This is a genomic window from Levilactobacillus tongjiangensis (assembly GCF_003946345.1).
GTDB classification, from domain to species: Bacteria; Bacillota; Bacilli; order Lactobacillales; family Lactobacillaceae; genus Levilactobacillus; species Levilactobacillus tongjiangensis.
In genome coordinates this window covers 35,120-54,949 of sequence record NZ_RHNY01000015.1, presented here as the reverse complement: position 1 = coordinate 54,949, position 19,830 = coordinate 35,120, and the positions used below count along the sequence as shown (strand labels likewise).

The 19,830-nt window shown below is 48.9% G+C and carries 18 protein-coding genes; 14 read left to right on the top strand and 4 right to left on the bottom strand.

All coding sequences use genetic code 11. From position 1 onward, the window contains the following. Positions 1-34 precede the first annotated feature (34 nt). Positions 35-1,222: a cation:proton antiporter gene (locus EKM75_RS09595; protein ID WP_125694113.1), complete on the top strand. Its 1,188-nt coding sequence runs from the start codon at positions 35-37 to the stop codon at positions 1,220-1,222. A 903-nt stretch (positions 1,223-2,125) separates the two neighbouring features. Beyond that, entirely contained in the window at positions 2,126-3,448 is a 1,323-nt protein-coding gene (locus tag EKM75_RS09590) for a tyrosine-protein phosphatase (RefSeq protein ID WP_125694111.1), read from the top strand. Between the two features lie 112 nt (positions 3,449-3,560). On the opposite strand, the gene EKM75_RS09585 is transcribed toward EKM75_RS09590, so the two are convergent. Together EKM75_RS09585 and EKM75_RS09580 are read right to left on the bottom strand one after the other, a co-directional pair. Further along, a complete protein-coding gene (locus tag EKM75_RS09585) occupies positions 3,561-3,857 on the bottom strand; it encodes a type II toxin-antitoxin system RelE/ParE family toxin (protein ID WP_125694109.1) in 297 nt (98 codons plus the stop codon). Continuing rightward, complete coding sequence (locus tag EKM75_RS09580) at positions 3,847-4,173, bottom strand: toxin-antitoxin system (protein WP_125694107.1); 327 nt, start codon at positions 4,171-4,173, stop codon at positions 3,847-3,849. The genes EKM75_RS09585 and EKM75_RS09580 overlap by 11 nt, the downstream gene beginning before the upstream one ends. Positions 4,174-4,344: 171 nt before the next feature. Here EKM75_RS09580 and EKM75_RS09575 point away from each other — a divergent pair, with 171 nt between their 5' ends. Beyond that, positions 4,345-4,806 (top strand): hypothetical protein, encoded by a 462-nt coding sequence (locus EKM75_RS09575; RefSeq protein ID WP_225426698.1) that lies wholly within the window; start codon positions 4,345-4,347, stop codon positions 4,804-4,806. An 82-nt stretch (positions 4,807-4,888) separates the two neighbouring features. Here the strand turns inward: EKM75_RS09575 and EKM75_RS09570 are convergent, their stop codons facing one another. Further along, complete coding sequence (locus EKM75_RS09570) at positions 4,889-5,212, bottom strand: hypothetical protein (protein ID WP_125694105.1); 324 nt, start codon at positions 5,210-5,212, stop codon at positions 4,889-4,891. A 151-nt stretch (positions 5,213-5,363) separates the two neighbouring features. Further along, on the bottom strand, positions 5,364-7,670 hold the full coding sequence (gene helD, locus EKM75_RS09565; RefSeq protein ID WP_125694103.1) for an RNA polymerase recycling motor HelD: 2,307 nt from the start codon (positions 7,668-7,670) through the stop codon (positions 5,364-5,366). A gap of 746 nt (positions 7,671-8,416) precedes the next feature. On the opposite strand from helD, the gene trpS reads away from it, so the two are divergent. The 11 genes from trpS (at position 8,417) to rsmA (ending at position 19,820) form a co-directional block, all read left to right on the top strand. Beyond that, positions 8,417-9,436 carry a tryptophan--tRNA ligase gene (gene trpS, locus EKM75_RS09560; protein WP_125694101.1) on the top strand — a complete coding sequence of 340 codons (1,020 nt, stop codon included), beginning with the start codon at positions 8,417-8,419 and terminating at the stop codon, positions 9,434-9,436. Between the two features lie 20 nt (positions 9,437-9,456). Then, positions 9,457-10,377, top strand: coding sequence for a Ppx/GppA family phosphatase (locus EKM75_RS09555; RefSeq protein WP_125694099.1), 921 nt, complete (start codon positions 9,457-9,459; stop codon positions 10,375-10,377). A gap of 12 nt (positions 10,378-10,389) precedes the next feature. Further along, positions 10,390-11,652: a hydroxymethylglutaryl-CoA reductase, degradative gene (locus tag EKM75_RS09550; protein ID WP_125694097.1), complete on the top strand. Its 1,263-nt coding sequence runs from the start codon at positions 10,390-10,392 to the stop codon at positions 11,650-11,652. A gap of 14 nt (positions 11,653-11,666) precedes the next feature. Next, positions 11,667-12,632 (top strand): IpaB/EvcA family protein, encoded by a 966-nt coding sequence (locus EKM75_RS09545; protein WP_125694095.1) that lies wholly within the window; start codon positions 11,667-11,669, stop codon positions 12,630-12,632. Between the two features lie 25 nt (positions 12,633-12,657). After that, positions 12,658-13,356, top strand: a complete 699-nt coding sequence (locus EKM75_RS09540; RefSeq protein WP_125694093.1) for an NAD-dependent protein deacylase — start codon at positions 12,658-12,660, stop codon at positions 13,354-13,356. 10 nt (positions 13,357-13,366) lie between these two features. Next, on the top strand, positions 13,367-13,693 hold the full coding sequence (locus EKM75_RS09535) for a hypothetical protein (protein ID WP_125684200.1): 327 nt from the start codon (positions 13,367-13,369) through the stop codon (positions 13,691-13,693). A 12-nt stretch (positions 13,694-13,705) separates the two neighbouring features. Continuing rightward, positions 13,706-14,554, top strand: a complete 849-nt coding sequence (locus EKM75_RS09530; RefSeq protein WP_125694091.1) for a DUF72 domain-containing protein — start codon at positions 13,706-13,708, stop codon at positions 14,552-14,554. 228 nt (positions 14,555-14,782) lie between these two features. Continuing rightward, positions 14,783-16,822 carry a methionine--tRNA ligase gene (gene metG / locus EKM75_RS09525; RefSeq protein WP_125694089.1) on the top strand — a complete coding sequence of 680 codons (2,040 nt, stop codon included), beginning with the start codon at positions 14,783-14,785 and terminating at the stop codon, positions 16,820-16,822. A gap of 779 nt (positions 16,823-17,601) precedes the next feature. Continuing rightward, entirely contained in the window at positions 17,602-18,381 is a 780-nt protein-coding gene (locus EKM75_RS09520; RefSeq protein WP_125694087.1) for a TatD family hydrolase, read from the top strand. Then, a complete protein-coding gene (gene rnmV, locus EKM75_RS09515) occupies positions 18,368-18,940 on the top strand; it encodes a ribonuclease M5 (protein ID WP_125694085.1) in 573 nt (190 codons plus the stop codon). Before EKM75_RS09520 ends, rnmV begins: the two co-directional genes overlap by 14 nt. Then, entirely contained in the window at positions 18,930-19,820 is an 891-nt protein-coding gene (rsmA, locus tag EKM75_RS09510) for a 16S rRNA (adenine(1518)-N(6)/adenine(1519)-N(6))-dimethyltransferase RsmA (protein WP_125694083.1), read from the top strand. The genes rnmV and rsmA overlap by 11 nt, the downstream gene beginning before the upstream one ends. Positions 19,821-19,830 lie beyond the last annotated feature (10 nt).

Here is a 19,830-nt window from a genome sequence, read left to right as displayed (position 1 = left end):
GTTTTATTATAAAATTTTTGAAGGAGGGGTCCGCGTGGCATTTCTAGGAACTTTGTGTTTGATCCTGGTATTGACGACGTTAGCGGGTAACTTGTCGAACCGGCTGGGTGTTCCAGCTGTGATCGGTGAGTTGTTGGTCGGTATTTTAATTGGCCCAGCAGTGTTGAACTGGGTTCAATTAAACAACCTGGTCAGTATATTCGCTGACATTGGTGTGGTTATTTTGATGTTTCTCGGGGGGCTGGAGAGTAATCTGCAGTTACTGATGAAATATCTGCGCCCGGCCATCGTTGTGGCAACCTCTGGGGTAATTTTCCCCATCGTTTTAATGGGGCTGGCTTCCTGGTGGTGGGGATTTACGGTACTGGAATCATTGTTTATCGGTGTCATTTTCTCAGCCACGTCCGTTTCTATCTCGGTAGCTGTGCTTAAGGAGTACCACGCCCTGTCCACGCGTGAAGGTGCCACCATTCTGGGAGCGGCGGTCGCGGATGACATTATTGGAGTCGTGCTACTGTCTCTGATGATCAGTCTACTGGCTAGTCAGGGAATTCAGACAGCGGGGAGTCAACCGGCGTTGGCCTTGGTTTTGATTGAACAGGTGGCCTTCTTCGGGGGGACTTACGTGTTGGTCAAGTGGATTGCACCTTACCTGATGCACTTGAGCGAGCGGTTAGTCATGGCTTCGAGTGTGACCATCATGTCGATGGTCATCTGTATGGCAATGGCCTGGCTCGCCGACATTGTGGGCTTGAGCGGGGCTATTGGCGCCTTCTTTGCCGGCATTGCCGTCGCACACACACCTTACCGAGCTGTTTTGGCAGATCACGTTGAACCACTCGGAAATGCCATTTTTATTCCGGTGTTCTTCGTGAGCGTGGGGCTAAACATGACCTTTGACCACTTCCTACATAATTTGGGAATCATTGTAATTTTAACGGTATTAGCTTGTCTGGCCAAATTGCTAGGCTGCGGTCTAGGTGCGCGTCTCAGCGGGTTTGACGGCACGAGTAGCGCTGTGATCGGCACGGGGATGATTGCCCGTGGCGAAATGGGCTTGATCACCGCGCAGATTGGCCACCAAGCTGGGTTGATGAGTGAGAGTGACTACTCCGCAATGATTCTGGTAATTATTTTGGCAACTATCGTGGCCCCATTGTTATTGAAGCAGACCCTGAAGCGGATGCCTAAGCCTAAAGCGGTCGCGGAAGAAACGGCTTAATTGGGAATCAACGGGTGAACTGGCAAGCGAAGATATTGGTAATTGTGAACTGAATTCGTTAAACGATTGGTCTTGTTTTTGAGAGGATTTCTCAGGAATAAGGCCTTATTTAGTTACTTGACTAAAGGCTGAAAGTACTGAAACACCCACTATGCTTGATACAACAAGGATTGGGTGTTGGGGTTTAGTCAGATATAGCGGGAAATTGTCGCCTTACCGTTCGCCAAATTTGGACTGGAACGCGGTGGAAAGGACGGGACAAGCCAAAGAGCGGTCTTGCCCCTCGATTGAAGCCGAAAAACACTTCTTCAAGTCGCCATTTTCAAGAAGAGCACTTGAAAATTCCACGGCTGAGTCCAAATTTGACTCACTCTCGGCTATCTAGTGGAACGCCAATACTACTGAGTAAGTGCTGTCATTCAGGCATGTAAGCAAGCTTAGTTTCCAAGAACACGTTTAACCGGAGGTGGTCAGAGGTGGAGCCAGCTGTGTCGACGGTGTTAGCCGATTTTCGGCTTACAGCGTGGGACGTGTTTGGAGACTGGTGGTTTTCCAGGCTTCAAACCGAGCCGAAGGACCGCTTTTCAGGCCGGAGGCGTTCCCCACAGCAGGCGGAATCTCTGACCGCCGCAGGTGGCTGGTAAGACTAATTTTAAGTCGATAATGTTTTACTATTCTTGGTTTGATAACAGTTTGCGAACTTTCAACCTTTAGTTACTTGATAATTGATGGATCCCAATGAAGACCGAGATAGTGACTCCTTTAACCTATCGGTACGAAAGACTAGTTTTTAACCAGTCTTTACCTAGTCTGTACATTACCTTTACGAACAATCTACATTAGATTGATATTCTTATATCTGTTATCAAAAACAAAATAAAACGGTCCAATCAGGAGGATTACATGCAACGTTCAGCTATCGTTAAATCTTTGAGTCTCGCTTCGGTGGTCCTGTCACTTATGGGAGTTGGGGCGCCTAGCGCGTTAGCCGCAACGACCACACCAGCGGTCAACCAAACGGCTTCAACGGTGCCAGTTAAACCGACAACGCCCCCAGCCAACTACGGCGATATTCACAAGACGTTAGTTCCTTTAGCAGGGACGGTGAATACCCGAGACTTAGGTGGGTATACAACGGCAGATGGCAAATGGCAGGTTCGCTCTCACAGCTTGTTGCGTTCGGATCAACTCGTTGGATTGACCGCGGAAGATATTCAAAAATTAACGACAGATTTTAAAATTACTTCGGTCATTGATTTACGGACACCCGGCCAAGTGAAGGGGAAGCCAGACAAAGCCTTGCCTGGGGCCAAGAACACGAATATTTCAGTGCTCGGGCCGCACGCCTACACAGATTCAGGTAGTGATGGCGAATTTTACAATCAACGATTAGCGTTTGGTCACCCAGCCGTTGTTGGTTACCATAAATTCTTGAACATGGTCTTGGCGAACCCGCAGGCCACACTCTATCACTGTACGTCTGGTAAAGACCGCACGGGGATTGCGACTGTCCTGTTGCTTTCCATCATGGGTGTTAGCCGCAACACGATTATTGCCGATTACATGCAATCAAACCAGGTCGGTAAGAAGGTTGAACGGGCCTGGCTGATGGAATACTATAAGGAAGTTCTGCAAAATTACGGTTCGATGGAAGCCTACATCACGGAATGTTTAGAATTCAGTCCGGCTCAGCAGGAACAGTTGCGGGCCAAACTCCTGGTCTCCACGGATGGTAAAAATACCCCGTATCCGGCAGCTCAGAAGCCAGTCGTACCTGGAAACAACACGGGTAATTCTGGAAATGGTGGCGCGGGTAACGTGACGAATGATAACCACCAAAACGATAACAGTGGTACCAATCAAAATGACGGGACCAATACACCCAACAACGTGACTTCTGGTGGTCAGGCCGCCCAACCAAGTAAGCCAACGAACACGAACGGTGGGACCCACAAACCAGGGAAGAAGAAAGTGGTCAAAATCGTATCGACTAAGAAGATGCGTACGACTTATAAGTACCGATTGAAGGGCAATAAGGTATGGTTCAAGGATGCTCACCTGCAAAAGACTAAGGGGCACACGCCAAAGCACAGTAAGAAAAAATGGCAATTGATTAAACAAGAAAAGGTTAAGATCAATGGGAAAGCAGCCACTTACTTTCAGGTGAAGGACCGGGCTGGTCACAAGGCATGGCTTGTGAAGAGCGCCATCCTTAACTTTAAATAGGTTGAGGGACTGCGTTTAAAATACCCCTACCAATGGTCGGTAGGGGTATTTAGTAGCAAGGAATTTCAACGATATTAGCTGATGAAGTTATTGGCAAGGGTTTTACTGAGAACTAGAATTGGTCGATATATTTTCTTAATTGCTGATAAAAGTTTTCATGTTTACCAATCAGTAAAAAGACAATGATTTTTTGGTCACGACAAACGTATGCAAGCCGGTATTGAGCTTTTTGGAAAGTTATTTTTCGCGTGTAGATTCCTGCTAAGTCACCCTGTTTTAGTTTTCCCTTACTGGGATCTTCAGCAATGTCATCATATATGAGGGTTAAAAATCGGGACTTAAGTGGTTTACTTTTAAGTTTTTTAAGATATTGCCTGGCAGGACGAGAAAGAACAACTTTATAGGTCAAGTTCGGCCGCCAGTTCTGCCTTAGTAATCGGCAATTCTTGGCGGGAGGTATCGTTGATGAGTGCTTCGATGGCGTGAGGAATTGATTTCTTCTTTTTTTTAAAAGCAGATAATAATTGGTCCTTAGGAATATCTTGTGCAAGTAAATCCTGCAAAATATCAGTATCGAAGTCAAAGATGTCTTCATTATTTACAAATTCATAGAAGATACCAGTTGGCGTTAATTTAGGCGAAACAGTGACACCTGGTTTGATATTAAAATCACTAGGAACGGTTAACGTAATTGAGTTTCCTTGTTTACGAGTTTTGGTATTCATGATATTACCTCCATGTACACCCACGTAATTACATGGATGTAGACAAAGTATAACAAGTATTTAGAGTAAAGACAATTAGAGCGTTGGCTCAATCTGTGCTTGTATTTCCCGACCGTAACGCGTACCCTCAAGAAAGCACAATGACTCAGACAATTTAGGGGAGGAACCATCATGATGCATAAATCAGTCTTTTTGATTGGCCTGGCCGTTGCCACTATGGGGTTGGCGATGGTTGATGTTTCATCAGCAGACGCCGCAACTTGGCACGCCGGGACACCCAAGGTGCTGCGGCACACTTGGTATTACAACGGCAAGGATGGCAATAAAGCTTACATTACGTACGCCAAGTCTAAAAGCACGGGGAATGTTTTTGAACAGGATGCTGCTAGCCACCGTTTCTATCGGTTACCAGGGTATGGATTGAAAAAGCTGAAGTACCAGTCACTAGGCAAGCATATTTACCGGTTATCTGGTATTCAGTATTCGCCCAAGGGGACTCAGGTTCAGTTCGACGGCCAACGGTTGACTTATAAGGTAAAGGTTACCAAAAAACACGTGCACTTTTACAAAGGGTACCAGACCTACGATCGTCAGGCAAAGTTTAAGACGATGAAGAGTCCTGTGAACGCATAACTGTGAAATGATAGGCCATATAAAAGGAGCAGGAAATTTTCCTGCTCCTTTTTGAGTTAATCATAACTTGCCGCTATCATCTTTACTTAAGTGGCAAGTTATGATTGAGGATAATCCACGTAACCGTTCCAATCAATAGGGCCAGAATGTACAAGCCGGTGAGTATTTTTGAGCTGGTCGGCAAATTTTGCCATCGGTAATAGTACCAACGCCAGCCGAAGACAATGGTGCCTACTAGACCAACAAGGCTTAGGAGTAATAATCCTAAAAGGATGAACGTGTCAGGGTGGTCTAAGTTGCCCGTAGCAAATTCAAGACTGCCATCAATAATTAAGAATAGTGGGAAGCCCAAGACGATGCAACCGATGAAGGCCTCCGTTAGCTGTTGTCCCTTAGATAAATGCATAATACCGTCATCCCCTTAACTTTCAGTATAGCGGTTTCGTTAAGGTAACGGAAGGTGGTGGCGGAGACAAAAAACGAATCGTAGCCAACGCTACGATCCGCTTTGAATTGATCTGCGATGTTTCACGTAACACCCCCGTGAAAGTATCGCGTTAGTTTTGTAATTCATGTTCGATCTGCAGGTCCGCCTGTGGAATGTTACCAGAAGCAATCAGTGGGGAAGCGGGGCCAATGCACAGGAGCGTCAGGTGATGCATGGCACGCGAGGCAATGGTGTAAAGTGTCCCGGTCAATTGTTCATCCGGATAATTGTCTGCAGACACGTTGTAGGCAATGACACTGTCAAATTCCAACCCTTTAGCCAGATAAATTGGCAGGACGACCACCCCTTTGGGCAGTGAGCGGTCAGTATCCGTTAACCGGGTCAGGTCAAAGTCCCGGTGAAGCTCCTGGTAAACGTACTTGGCTTCAGCAGTACTCTTGGTCAGAATCGCCACGGTACCGCTAGTGGCCAACTCTAATTTGAGTTCATGGGCGAGTGCTTTGAACGCTGAGGCTTCATCGTAACGTAGAACAACTTTCGGCAAGTCTCCCGGACGGTTAAAGGCTTCAATTTTATCGCCGTCAGGTAAGAGGGCCTTGGCGAAGGTCGTGATAGGTAGCGTGGACCGGTAAGACCGGCGCAACGTAATCAAGCGCGACCGTTTGACGTTTAGGGCGCTATCCAGTTTCTTTAGAATTTCTTCGGGGGCTTCAACGGCCTTGAAGAGGGCCTGCTCGCTATCGCCTAGCAGGGTGAGCTTAGCCCGTGGAAAGGCATGTTGGAGGTAAATCAGTTGGGCCATTGAATAGTCTTGCATCTCATCCACGAAGAGGTGTTGCATGCGGTGATTGGCACCACCACCCGCGAGAATGTCTCGCAAATACAGTAACGGGGCGGCATCGGTCAACGCCAACTTGTGAAACTCAATATCGTGTTGGTAAGTGGTGATGACTTGTTGCCAGTCAGCCGGCGCGATAGTCTGGGGCAGTGGACACTGCTCGAGGAAGGCCGTGTACTGACTGTAGGTGTCTAGAAAATAACCGTTGTAAATGGCATCGTCAACTGGCCGCAAGCGTTTCCGCACAATCTGACGCGCAATAAAGTCGATTTCATCGTCGAGTTGTTCAAACTTACCTAGATGCTTTTCACCCAGCAGGTTGTGATAGTCTTCATCGCTCAGCTGGTCGATCTCATCGCGGACCCAGTCCGCCTTAGCTTCTTCGGCAATTCGGTGTTTGAGGCGTTTTTCTAGCGCATTCTTGGTGCGAAGTAACCGGTCGGCCGGTGCCGTAGCGTCTGGAAATTGGGCATAAATCTCACGAATTTCCTCGCGGTCGAAGAAGACCCGACTCTTGAAACGAATGTCGGTAAATTTTAGCTCGGCGGGAGTAACTTGATAACAGTAGTCTTTGACGGCCGTCATCATGTCGGCACTCTCCCGGAAGTTCCGCAGCGGGAGGTTAACGGGTTGTTGTTGGTCGGCTTCATAGCGTTCAAACTGAGTTTGTACGTTAAGTCCCTGGAACCGTTGCGTTAAAAATTCAGCCAGCGTGACTTGACGCATGTTTCGTTCACCTAGGCTAGGTAGGACGTCGCTGATGTAGTGACTGAACAGGCGGTTAGGCGAGAAGAGGACGATTTGGTCGGCCTCTAAGTCTCGGCGACTATGATACAGCAGAAAGGCGATCCGTTGAAGGATGGCGGACGTTTTGCCAGATCCCGCGACCCCTTGAACCACCAGCAGGTCGCTACGGGTATCCCGGATAATGTCGTTTTGTTCTCGTTGGATGGTGGCCACGATGTTTTGCATAGTGGCGTCATTTTGTTCACCTAGGGCGTGTTGGAGCATTTCATCACCAACAGTTTCGTTGGTGTCGAACATGCTTTCAATTTTTCCGCCTTGAATCAAAAATTGACGTTTCTTTAGGAGCTCTGTCTGTTGGTCGCCAGCGGGCGTACTGTAGGCGACTTTGCCCAACACCCCGTTGTAGTAGATACTAGAAATGGGAGCCCGCCAGTCGTAGACTAAGAAGTTTTGGTCATCGTCCACGAAGGAGGCGGTACCGATATAGAGGGATTCAGGGGATGTTTCTTCTGGGTCCTGAATATCAATGCGCCCAAAATACGGGGACTTTTGGAGTTCCTTAAAGGTATCGAGTTGATCTTGAATAATGTTCTGGTTTTCAGTTAGCCGGGAGACCAACGCCCGTTGCTGTTGCAACTCGGCACTGGTTTCAATTCGGTCATCGACTTCAAACCAGTTGACCGAGGTGTTTTCACTGTAGTTCTTCAGCACGTTCCGCAGTTCTTGATGGGCGGCATTGTAATCCGCCGTCGTCTTATCAATGCGGTTACCAATTTGCTGAGCCACGTGGTCAACACGCTGTTGTTCCTGTGTTTGTTCGCTGGTGGTCAAAATGACCGCCTCCTTTGGATAGGCTAAATTGCCTAACAAGTTTAGTCATTATTCACGGCTGTGTCAATTAAACACACCGCTTTGGGCCAACTTATTGTGAATAATCCCTGTTGTTGGCTTCAGCTGTCACTCACTCGACCAGCTGAAGGCTATCGCGGCGGAAAATATTAGGAAACGGTTGATTGGGGCAGCTAGTCCTGACGGCTTCAAGTTGTCTCCACTTTCAGCCCATAGCCACCGATTAGTCAGGCAAATTAGCGCTACCAGTTGAGCAGATTGTTCCTATAATAGGTATTCTTTTCAATCACTCGTCAGCTAACTAGTCGTTAAGTTCGGTGAATTAATCAGTGAAACGATAGTTGGGTCTGTATCACCGAATTTGATTGACCTTGACCGCCAGATGGGCGATGATTAGAGAAAGACTTGGCCGCTTTCAGACGATACTTGGTGGGCCGGAAATTTTGCAAGTCCCTGACAGTTTACATTCTGCCCCAAAACCACTAAAATATAGGGATAGTTACTTGAGAGTAGTAGACCGATACCAGAGAGAAATCGCCCGTGCTGAAACGATTTTGTGGTTGAAATGGACTCAAGTTACGTGTTATTTAAACCGATAATTAAATTATCGCGGTGTCCCGTTAACGACAAAAGTGGTGGTCAAACTGGCCACAAATTAGGTGGTACCGCGCATGAGCGTCCTATTGGCATTAGTCAGTAGGGCGCTTTTTCAGAAAGGATGAACATTTATGAGCAAGAAGCACGTTATCTTAACTGGGGACCGACCAACCGGTAAACTACATATCGGCCATTACGTTGGGTCACTTAAAAATCGGGTCGCGTTACAAAACACTGGTGATTATGACACTTATATCATGATTGCTGATATGCAGGCCCTGACCGACAACGCCCGTGATCCCGAAAAGATTCGGCACAGCCTCCTGCAAGTGGCTTTGGATTACTTAGCCGTGGGTATCGATCCCGCTAAATCCACAATTCTGGTGCAGTCACAAATTCCGGCCCTGAACGAATTAACGATGGCTTATTTAAACCTCGTTTCCGTTTCCCGCTTAAACCGGAACCCAACGGTTAAGTCTGAGATCAAACAAAAGGCATTTGGTGAAAGTGTCCCAGCCGGCTTCTTTATCTATCCAGTTAGCCAAGCAGCCGATATCACCGCATTTAAGGCCGACACGGTTCCCGTAGGTGAAGACCAAGAACCAATGCTGGAACAGACCCGTGAAATTGTGCGGAGCTTTAACAATATCTATCAGCAGGAAATTCTGGTGGAACCCGAAGGCTACTTCCCACCTAAGGGTCAAGGCCGGATTCCTGGACTCGATGGGAACGCTAAGATGAGCAAGTCCCTCGACAATGCCATTTACTTGGGCGATAGTGCCGACACGATTCAAAAGAAGATCATGTCCATGTACACCGATCCCGAACACATTCACATCGAAGATCCTGGTCACGTGGAAGGCAACACGGTCTTCACTTATCTGGATATTTTCGCAGACGACCATGAACACGTTGAAGAATTGAAAGCACAATACCAGCACGGTGGTCTCGGCGATGTTAAGATTAAGCGGTACTTAAACGACGTCTTACAGGCGAAGTTACAGCCAATCCGTGAACGTCGTGAAGCCTTCGCTGCTGATGAGAGTGCCGTTTACGATATCCTCAAGCAGGGGAGTGAAAAGGCCAACCAAGTGGCTGCGCAAACGCTTCACGAAGTTCGTCACGCTATTGGTATCGATTACTTCGGTTAAAGCGAAACGGGGGATGAACAATGCAAAACCTAGCCATTGTTGATTTAGGTTCCAATTCGGTCCGCATGGCCGTTAATGAACTACATGATGACGGTTCCTACCGTGAGGTCAATCGGGTAAAGGTCGACAGTCGTCTGTCCGAGGGAATGGGTCCCGAAAAAATCCTGCAGCCTAAGGCGATGGATCGGACCGTTGCGGCCTTGAAATCCTTCAGGCCCTACTATGAACACCTCCCCAATCTCATCGTCCGGGGAATCGCGACGGCGGCGGTGAGGCAAGCACGCAACCGGGATGAATTCTTAACCCGAGTCGCTGCTGCTACTGGGATTCAGATCGAAGTATTGTCTGGTGATCAGGAAGCCTACTATGATTATCTGGGCGCCGTAAACCGGTTAAAGGTCAAGGATTGCTTGTTACTCGACACGGGTGGGGCTAGCTGTGAGCTGGTCCACGTGCGGGATGGTAAGGATGCCAGTCTGATCAGTGTCCCGTTTGGTGCAGTCAACCTGTCGGAACAGTTCCACCTGGACGATTTGGTGACGGCCGTCGATCTCTTTTCCGCGCAAGTCTTTTTGCGGGAACGCCTCCGCGATATTTGGTGGTTAAACGATGCTAAGCAACTGCCACTCGTCTTGTTGGGTGGCGCTAACCGAACCTTGGCCCGAATGAATCGTCAGCAACAGAAAATTCTGCACGTGGAAAACATCCACGGATACCGCCTGACGACGGGGCAAGTGATGCAGACATTTGAACGCTTACTCCGCGTGCCATTGATGGAACGGAAGCGTATTTCCGGTTTAGAAGCTGAACGGGCCGATATTATTATCGGTGGGATGTTACCGCTAGTCACGTTACTTCAGATGTTGGATTCTGACCGGGTTATTTTTTCTGAAAGTGGCGTGCGCGAGGGCATCATTTCTGAGTACGTGAGTCAACACTAGGAGGTGTTTGCAATGGGCAATCGTCCATTCTACAAGTTACCTTATGGGGCACGGCGAGATCGGCTGGCTGCCCAGAGTCACTTAACAGTGGCTCAGTTAGGCACGTTGGCCGCTCACCGGCAGGCAACCGATGAAGACCTCATTGAGAATTACCTGACAACCTATGGTTTACCAGAAGGCGTTGCAGTTAATTTACGCGTTGATGGCCAAACGATTGCCGTGCCGATGGTGACTGAGGAACCCTCCGTGATTGCTGCCGCGAGTAATGGTGGCCGGTTGTTGACCAGTGACGTTGGTATCACGACGCAGGTCAGCCAACGTGAATTGATGGGACAGATTGTTTTTAGTCACGTAGCGGATCAGGAAAAACTGACGGCGTGGTTGACGCACGAGTCACCGCGTCTCCTAAAAGTGGCTGACGCGGCCCACCCTTCGTTATTGACACACGGTGGTGGGGCTCGCTCGATTCGGGTTCGTTGTCTGCCACCAGATTGGGTCTCGTTAGACCTGTTCATTGACGTTGGTGAAGCCATGGGGGCTAACTTGGTCAATACATTAACTGAGGCCGTTGCAGCGGATATTAAGGCCCACTGTGATGTAGACATTTTAATGAGCATTTTAAGTAATTACGCCACGCACAGCTTGGCCACGGCCTCCTGTGTGGTTCCCGTCGATCAACTGCGAACGAAAACCATGCCCGGTGCCACGGTCGCACAACGACTAGTGGCGGCGAGTGAGTACGCGCAAGTTGACCCATACCGGGCTGTGACCCATAACAAGGGAATCATGAACGGCATCGATGCGGTGGTCCTAGCAATGGGCAATGATTGGCGGGCCGTCGAAAGCGGCGTGCACGCTTACGCCAGTCGCTCAGGTCAGTACCGGGGACTTAGTCGTTGGTGGCTCACGGATGGTGACCTCCACGGTGAGTTAACGGTACCATTGGCGCTGGGATTTGTGGGGGGTGCGACTAAGGTCTTTCCGCTCGTGGCCATTAACCAGCAAGTTGCTCACTTGACGAGTGCGCGACAGTTGATGGGTGTGACGGCGGCGGTTGGGCTGGCCCAAAATGTGGCTGCCTTACGGGCACTGGTGACTGATGGGATTCAACGGGGGCACATGGCCTTACAACGAAAATCATTGGCCCTGTCTGTGGGGACCACACCCGCCGAGTTGCCAGCAGTCATGGCACAATTACAAACAATTAAACAACCGACGACGGCGCAAGCACAAGCAGCATTGGCGACCGTTCGTCAAGCAAATTTAAAGAAATAGGTGGATTGAAACGCATGAAAGCACAAGATATTCAGCTGAACGATGAGGTTCAAGGCTTATTGGACCAGGTCAACGCCCTTTACCCAGGGAAAGTTGAAGTCCAATTTATTGGTGAATTGCAAGCCGGTTTCGTCCGACACGACCAAGCCCAACAGATGCAAATGGGCAAGGACATTGCCATTCAGGTAGCCGACCTGACGGCACCAAACTATACGGCTTCTCACGAATTACTGCACCTTTTGATGATCTTATCTGGTTTCCCTCAGGTCTTCTTCTCATTGACGACCGGTCAGGACCAGTTGGATGAACAACTGATGATCATGGGGACTGAGCTCTACGATATTGTCAGTCACATTGTGGTGGTCAGTGAACAAAAGAAGCATCACTTGATTGATGATCATATTAAGGACCTATACTTAAACGGGGTCACGGCCACGATTAAGCCAGAACCAACACCAGTGGACGATGAAATGACGTTGCGGACGCTGACGTTGTTAGATGCCTTGGTCTTCTTCGGCACGGATGACGACCAATTGATGGCGCAGTTCAAGCGGGATTATCCAATTAGTTTTGAAGCAGCCCAAAAGCTGTATGCCATTATTACTGCTAAGCCAATCGATTCACCATTTACGTTGCGGCGGAATGTGGTCAAGTTGTTCAAGGCCTTTGATGAACAATTGGAAGCGTGGCATTTACCAGCGCTCCATAACACGGAATTTACAACGTTGACGAGTGCTTTGTCTAAACGGCAACTTAGCTTGACCGTTAAACAGATTTTTGAATTGTATCATTCCGATATGCATGAGAAGACGACGCAACGACGGGGCTACGTTGGGTTTAACCGCGCTGATAATCAAAATGCGTTCGTTCTGCCCGCACCAGCGCCGAAAAATGATACGCCAGAGTACTTCACCAAGATTTACAGCATGACGGTTGAGGAACTTTTCAAGGAATTGAAGATGCCATATATTTTACGTTAGGGCTTTTTAAGAAAGGATGATGGGGATGGAAGCGCGCTTACAAGCAACCTTTGATGACGCTAAGCACATCGTATTCTTAACGGGTGCGGGCGTGTCGACGCCGTCTGGTATCCCGGATTATAGGTCGAAAAATGGCTTGTACACCGGACACCGTAACGCCGAGTATTATTTGAGTCACACCTGTTTAGTCCAGGAACCACAGGTCTTTTATGACTATGTGAAGCAAAACCTGTACTATCCGGATGCCAAACCCAACGTCATTCACCAGAAGCAAGCGGCGTTGACCCAACAAGATCGGGCCACCGTGATTACGCAAAATATTGATAACCTGTACAATGTGGCCAAAACGAAGCACCTGGTTGAATTTCACGGCAACTTGTACAAGGTTTATTGCCAGGTCTGTGGTGCTACGGTCGACTGGCAGGATTACCTGAAGTCACCGTACCATGCGGATGATGGCGGCTGGCTTCGGCCAGACGTGGTGCTCTACGATGAGGGGTTGAACACCCTGAACGTTCAGCGAGCCGTAGCCGCGATGGGGCAAGCCGACCTGGTCGTGATTGTCGGGACCTCCATGCGGGTCTACCCATTTGCTGGGTTACTGGACTATCGCAGTGACGGTGCCCAGGTCATCGTGGTCAACCAGGAAAAACTAGATTTAGGATTTGATTACCAAATGGTCCAAGCTGATGCCACTGAATTTTTCAACGACTTACAAGTGTGAGGTCCTGCCGATGAGCCATGAAGAAGTGATCAATCAACTGCGACACCTGGTGAGGCGTCTGCGGTGGTTAAATGTGATTCAGCTAATTCCAGATACACTCGTGATTTATGGGATTCTGCAGTTAGCTTTCAGTAGTCAGTTAGTGACCCTGTTCAATGCAAGCTTTGCTCGGCGGCAGGCGGTGATGGTAACCGTCATGTTTGCCCTGATTGATCTCTGTGTGACGGGGATTCGCTATAATGATCGACTGGCTGGTAAGCGTTTGATCAGTCAACTTAGTGGGCGATTGACGACCCCGGAAGCTGAACTGATCAAGCAGTTTGAACGTTTCAAATAAGAAGGTGACAACGTGATAACGATTGGGTTGACGACGTGGACGGAACATCCAGCCCTAATCGGTGGGGAAGATCGGCCGGTAACGTTGTCTGAATACGCCGGTAACTTTCCAGTGGTGGAGCTCGATACGCCCTTCTACGGGATTCCCCGGGAGAGTACGGTTGCGAAGTGGCAGGCGGCTGTTCCCGATGGGTTTCAGTACATTTTGAAGGCCAATCAGGTCATGACGCACCACGACGACCGTAAGGAACCAGTGGAAGAGACCGCGCGAAATATGGCATTTGATGAGTTTTGTCAGGCAATTCAGCCGTTGGTTCAAGCCAAGCAACTACAAACGGTGCTCTTTCAATTTCCACCGTACTTTAACCGCACGACGGTTAATATTCAATACTTGCGTGACGTGCGAGTGCTGATGGGAGATCTACCAGTGGCCGTTGAATTTCGTAGTCCCAGTTGGTTTGAGACACCAGAAATGACGGCTGACGTCATGCAATATCTGCAGTCGCTACGATTTACCAACGTGATTACGGACGAACCGCACAACTTGAATAACGGGATTCCACTAGTGGAAACTGTGACCACACCAGACTTGGCGGTGGTGCGCCTCCATGGTCGTAACGCTGAGGGGTGGTTCAATCAAGGCCAGAACTGGCGCAAGACGCGGACGTTGTACCGTTATCAGGAAACTGAGCTCCAGGAGTTGGCGGCCTTGACCAAGCGGTTAGCGGCAGCGGCGAAGGATGTCTGCGTGATTTTTAACAACAACTCCGGTCGGGACGCTGCACCCAATGCACAACGACTTCAGGAAATCTTGGGCCTGCATTGGCAAAATTTAGCGCCACAACAACTGGATCTCTTTTAAAGGGTCTGGGCAAAGAACGAGGGAAGTACCTATCTGTTCGTGATGGACGGGGTACTTTTTTCATTTGCATCGATAAAATGGTCGAGGTTTCATCAAAATTTAACGGTGAAAAACCCCAAGTGAACGCTATGGCTCACCAGGGGTTTATGCTATACTGGATTAGAATTTACATTAAAATTTAACCCGAAAATAACGGAAAAAATTAGAGCGAGGGAAGGCATTTTCTTTATGGCTGAAAAACCAACTTTTTACATTACGACGCCGATTTACTACCCATCAGGGCGGTTACACATCGGGAACTCCTACACGACGATTGCTTGTGACACGGTTGCCCGTTACAAGCGCAGCAATGGTTACGACGTTTTCTTCTTAACTGGGACAGATGAACACGGTTTGAAGATCGAAGACAAGGCCCAATCACAGGGACAGACCCCTCAAAAATACGTGGACGGCATGGCTGAAGGTATCAAGAAGCTGTGGAAGACGTTGGAAATTTCTAACGACAAGTTCATTCGGACGACTGATCAGGAACACGTAGCTGCGGTTCAAGAAATTTTTGAACGCCTGTTAAAGCAGGGGGACATTTACTTGGGTGAATACGAAGGCTGGTACTCCGAAGATGATGAGGAATACTTCACTGAAACGCAACTCGCCGAAGTTTACCATGATGACAATGGCAAAGTGATCGGTGGGAAGGCACCTTCCGGCCATGAAGTTTCGTTGGTCAAGGAACAGTCCTACTTCTTCAAGATGAGTAAGTATGCCGACTGGTTGTTAGACTTCTATCACAGTCACCCACACTTCATCCAGCCAGAATCACGGATGACCGAAATGATCAACAACTTCATCAAGCCTGGTCTGGAAGACCTCGCCGTTTCTCGGACCACGTTTACCTGGGGGGTCCCCGTCAAGAGTAATCCAAAACACGTGGTTTACGTGTGGATCGATGCCCTCTTGAACTATATCACCGCCTTGGGTTACACCAGTGATGATGAAGGCCTCTTCAAGAAATACTGGCCAGCCAACGTCCAAATGGTCGGTAAGGAAATCGTTCGTTTCCATTCCATCTACTGGCCAATCGTGTTGCACGCACTGGGTGTTGAAGCACCAGACGAGTTGTTTGCGCACGGCTGGCTATTGATGAAGGACGGCAAAATGTCCAAGTCTAAGGGAAACGTCATTTACCCTGAAACGCTGGTGGACCGTTACGGGTTGGACGCTTTGCGTTACTACTTGATGCGGGCTATGCCTTACGGAAATGACGGGACGTTCACTCCTGAAGACTTCGTTGACCGGTTGAACTACGACTTGGCCAATGACTTGGGGAACTTATTGAACCGGACCGTGGCCATGATCAACAAGTACGAAGACGGTAAGCTGCCTGAATACCACGCTGGCGTCACTGAATTCGATGCTGAATTAGAACAGACGGCCGTGGACGTCATTGCGAACTACCACGACTTAATGGATAAGATGCACTTTGCGGACGCCCTGTCAGAAATCTGGAAATTGGTTTCTCGCAGCAACAAATACATTGACGAAACGGAGCCTTGGAAGTTAGCCAAGGACGATAGTCAAAGCGCTGCGTTGGCCGCTGTAATGGCACATTTAGCTGCTAGTTTGCGGGTCATTGCCACGTTGATCAGTCCCGTTATGACGCACGCACCAAAGGAAATCTTTGACCAGTTGGGCTTAGATCCCGCTACCATGACGATGAGTGACTTAGCATTGGCTGATTTGCCAGCTGGCAAGCAAGTCGTTGCAAAGGGAACCCCAATCTTCCCACGAATCGACGTGCAAGAAGAGGTCGATTTTATTCAAGGTCAAATGACTAAGTCTGAAAAGACTAAAGGCCGGGCCGCTATGGCTGCCAAGGCTCAGGCACAGCAAGAAGCCGCTAAGAGCGAGGCCGAAGACACGGAATTAACTTTGGAAAAACCAGAAATTCGTTTCGACAAGTTTGAAAAAGTTGAACTCCGCGTGGCCCAGATCAAAGCGGTCGACCACGTTGCGGGTGCTGACAAACTGTTGAAGTTCCAGCTAGATGCTGGGGACCAAGGCAATCGGCAGATTCTTTCTGGAATTGCTGAATGGTATCCAGAACCAGAAGCACTGGTCGGGAAAAAGGTGGTCATCGTGGCCAACTTGAAGCCGCGGAAGATGCGTGGTGAAGTGAGTCAGGGGATGTTGTTGTCCGCTGAACACGACGGCAAGGTTCAATTGCTGACGTTACCAGACAGTTTGGTCAACGGGTCATCCGTTAGCTAAATTTATTTGAATGATCATTAAAAATTGAGGCGTGGGCGGCGGACCATTATGGAGACGCTAGCCCGCGCTTTTCTTTGTTTTAGAAGGTCTTCATTGTTTGGCTGTTTGTGGCTGCCAGGGACGGGGACCACTGTGGGGACCGGAACAAGTCAAAGTGCGGTCTTGTTCCTCGACTGGAAGCCCAGCCAAAGAACGGCCGGTCTCCCAGCTCGCCCCGCGGTGTAGCTTGGTCAAAAACGCCAAGCAACTCCGCTGTCACTGCGGCTCCCGTCTCTGGCGTCCACTGGCTAAGATTGTCGCCAATTTCCCAAAAACAAATAGCGTGGATGGTATTATTTGTTTATGGCGGTTGTTATAATCAATAGAGAATATTAGCTGCAGTGGTGGACAATGTGGTTAAACCAGGTTATTCTCGTACAGGGCTCATGAACGTTAAAACAATCAGAATGGTAGATAGCCAGTACTAGAATTGAATGGGGATTGTGATGTGACCATTTTGTAGCCTCTGAACAGCTCTGGTTGAGCAACTATCTGTTAATGTTCATCAAACTAGAGCCGAAGGCAGTCAGGGGTCGCGCGGTGTCGCTGGTCTTAGCGGTTTACCGCTTAGAGCATGGGACGACCTTGAAAACTCACGGTTTTGTGAGGCTTCAAGGCGCCCTGGGGACTCGTGATTTTCGAGGCTACCATGGTTGCCGTTTGCCCCACGGCGTGGCCCCTGACTGCCGTAGGCGACACAAAAAACTAATAACAAACAAATAATTCAAGGAGGGACCAAGATGAAAATATTTGATTCACATACGCATCTGAACAGTGAAGAATTCATCAACGACGTACCCCGTTACCTTAAACAAGCGGCGGACCTGGGAGTCGTTAAGCTGACGAACATCGGCTCCAACACGCAGTTGAACGCTGACGCCATCAAGTTGGCTCATCAGTACCCACAAATGTACGCGGCAGTCGGTTGGCACCCTGAAGATTCGAAAAATTATGATGCGGCGGCTGAAAAACTGTTGGAAGAACAGTTGGCTGATGAACGGGTGGTGGCCTTAGGTGAAATTGGTCTGGACTACCACTGGGACAGTTCACCACAGGACGTGCAGCGTAAGGTGTTTGCCCGGCAAATCGTGATTGCCAAAGAGGTCGGTAAACCCATTGCAGTACACAACCGGGATGCGTTTGAAGATACCTATCAAATAATTAAAGACGCCGATATTAGTGAAATTGGTGGGGTCATGCACAGTTTTAACGGTGATCCGGAATGGTTGAAGAAGTTTCTCGACCTGGGCATGCACATTTCTTATTCTGGTGTGGCCAGCTTTAAGAACGCCCATGAGGTTCACGATTCCGTCCGGGCTACGCCACTTGATGTCATGATGGTGGAGACTGATGCGCCGTACTTGACGCCAGAACCACACCGTGGCGAACAAAACGAACCAGGTTTTACCCGTTACACGGTTGAGGCGATTGCCAAGGAACGTGAGACGACACCAGAGGAAATTGCCGCAGCCACGTTTAAAAACGCAGAGGAGTTTTACAAAACGAATGAAAAAGATTAAAGAGGTCCTCGTGGTTGAGGGCAAGGATGATACCAAACAAATTAATCGGGCGGTTAACGCCGATACCATTGAGACACGTGGCTCCGCCGTTGATGAGGATACACTGGCTTTAATTGCGAAGTTAGCGGATCAACGGGGCGTCATCATTTTCACCGACCCTGATTTTTCGGGAGAAAAGATTCGAAAAATTGTGGCGGAAGCTGTTCCTAATGCGAAGCACGCTTTTTTGCCGAAAGCTGAGGGTCGCCCGGATAAGGCCGGTGGGTCTTTGGGGGTTGAACACGCTAGTCCAGCTGCCATCCGTGCGGCCTTAGACCACGTCTACACTGAGACTACGGCGGCGCCTACGTTGATTACGCACGAGGATCTGATGGCGGCAGGCTTGATTGGTGGTGCTGGCGCCAAAGAACGTCGAGAACAATTAGGAGAGATCCTACAGATTGGTTACGTTAACGGGAAACAATTGGAGAAGCGTCTCCGAATGTTTGGTATTCAGCCCGAGGACTTCGCGACTGCCCTGAAGCAGGTTCGTGCAAAGGAGGACAAGCATGAAGAATAGTGTACCCGAAATTGGTTCACCCGCCCGGACAAAGGCCATCCTATCGCGCTATCACTTGGTGGCTAAGAAGAGTCTGGGACAAAACTTCCTGTCGGATTTAAATATCTTACGGAACATCGTGGCAGCAGGTGACGTCTCGAAGCAAGATAACGTCATTGAAATTGGTCCCGGAATTGGCGCGTTGACAGAACAAATCGCCAAGCAAGCCAGAAAAGTCGTGGCCTTTGAAATCGATGAAAATTTGTTGCCCGTCCTGGACGACACTTTGATGGATTACGACAACGTTAAAATCATTAATCAGGATATCCTGAAGGCTAACTTGCCAGAGGTCGTCAAGGCTGAGTTTGAACCTGATCATCCTTTGAAATTGGTGGCCAACCTGCCATACTACATCACAACGCCCATTTTAATGGGGGTACTACAGAGTACGGTTTCGTTCGATGCAATCGTCGTCATGATGCAGGCGGAAGTCGCCGATCGCTTGGTAGCTGAACCTGGGACTAAAGCCTATGGATCGTTGTCCGTTGTTATGCAGTACCGGGCGCACGTCGAAGTGGCGTTCCCCGTTCCCCGAACGGCTTTTATTCCACAACCGAACGTTGATTCCGCGATTATTCGCTTGACGCCACGAGAGGCTTTGCCAGTTGAACCGTACGAAGATAGTGCACTGTTCAAGTTTGTTAAGGGTTGCTTTGCTCACCGGCGGAAATCGCTGTGGAACAATCTTCAGGGAATCTTTGGGAAGCAGCCGGAGGTTCGCGAACGAATCGAAAAGGTTTTGAATGAGGTCGGAATCTCGCGGCAGCTACGGCCAGAACGGCTAACACTGATTAATTTCATTGAATTAACCAATGCTTTCCACAATGATGGATTGATGTAACCCTTACCAA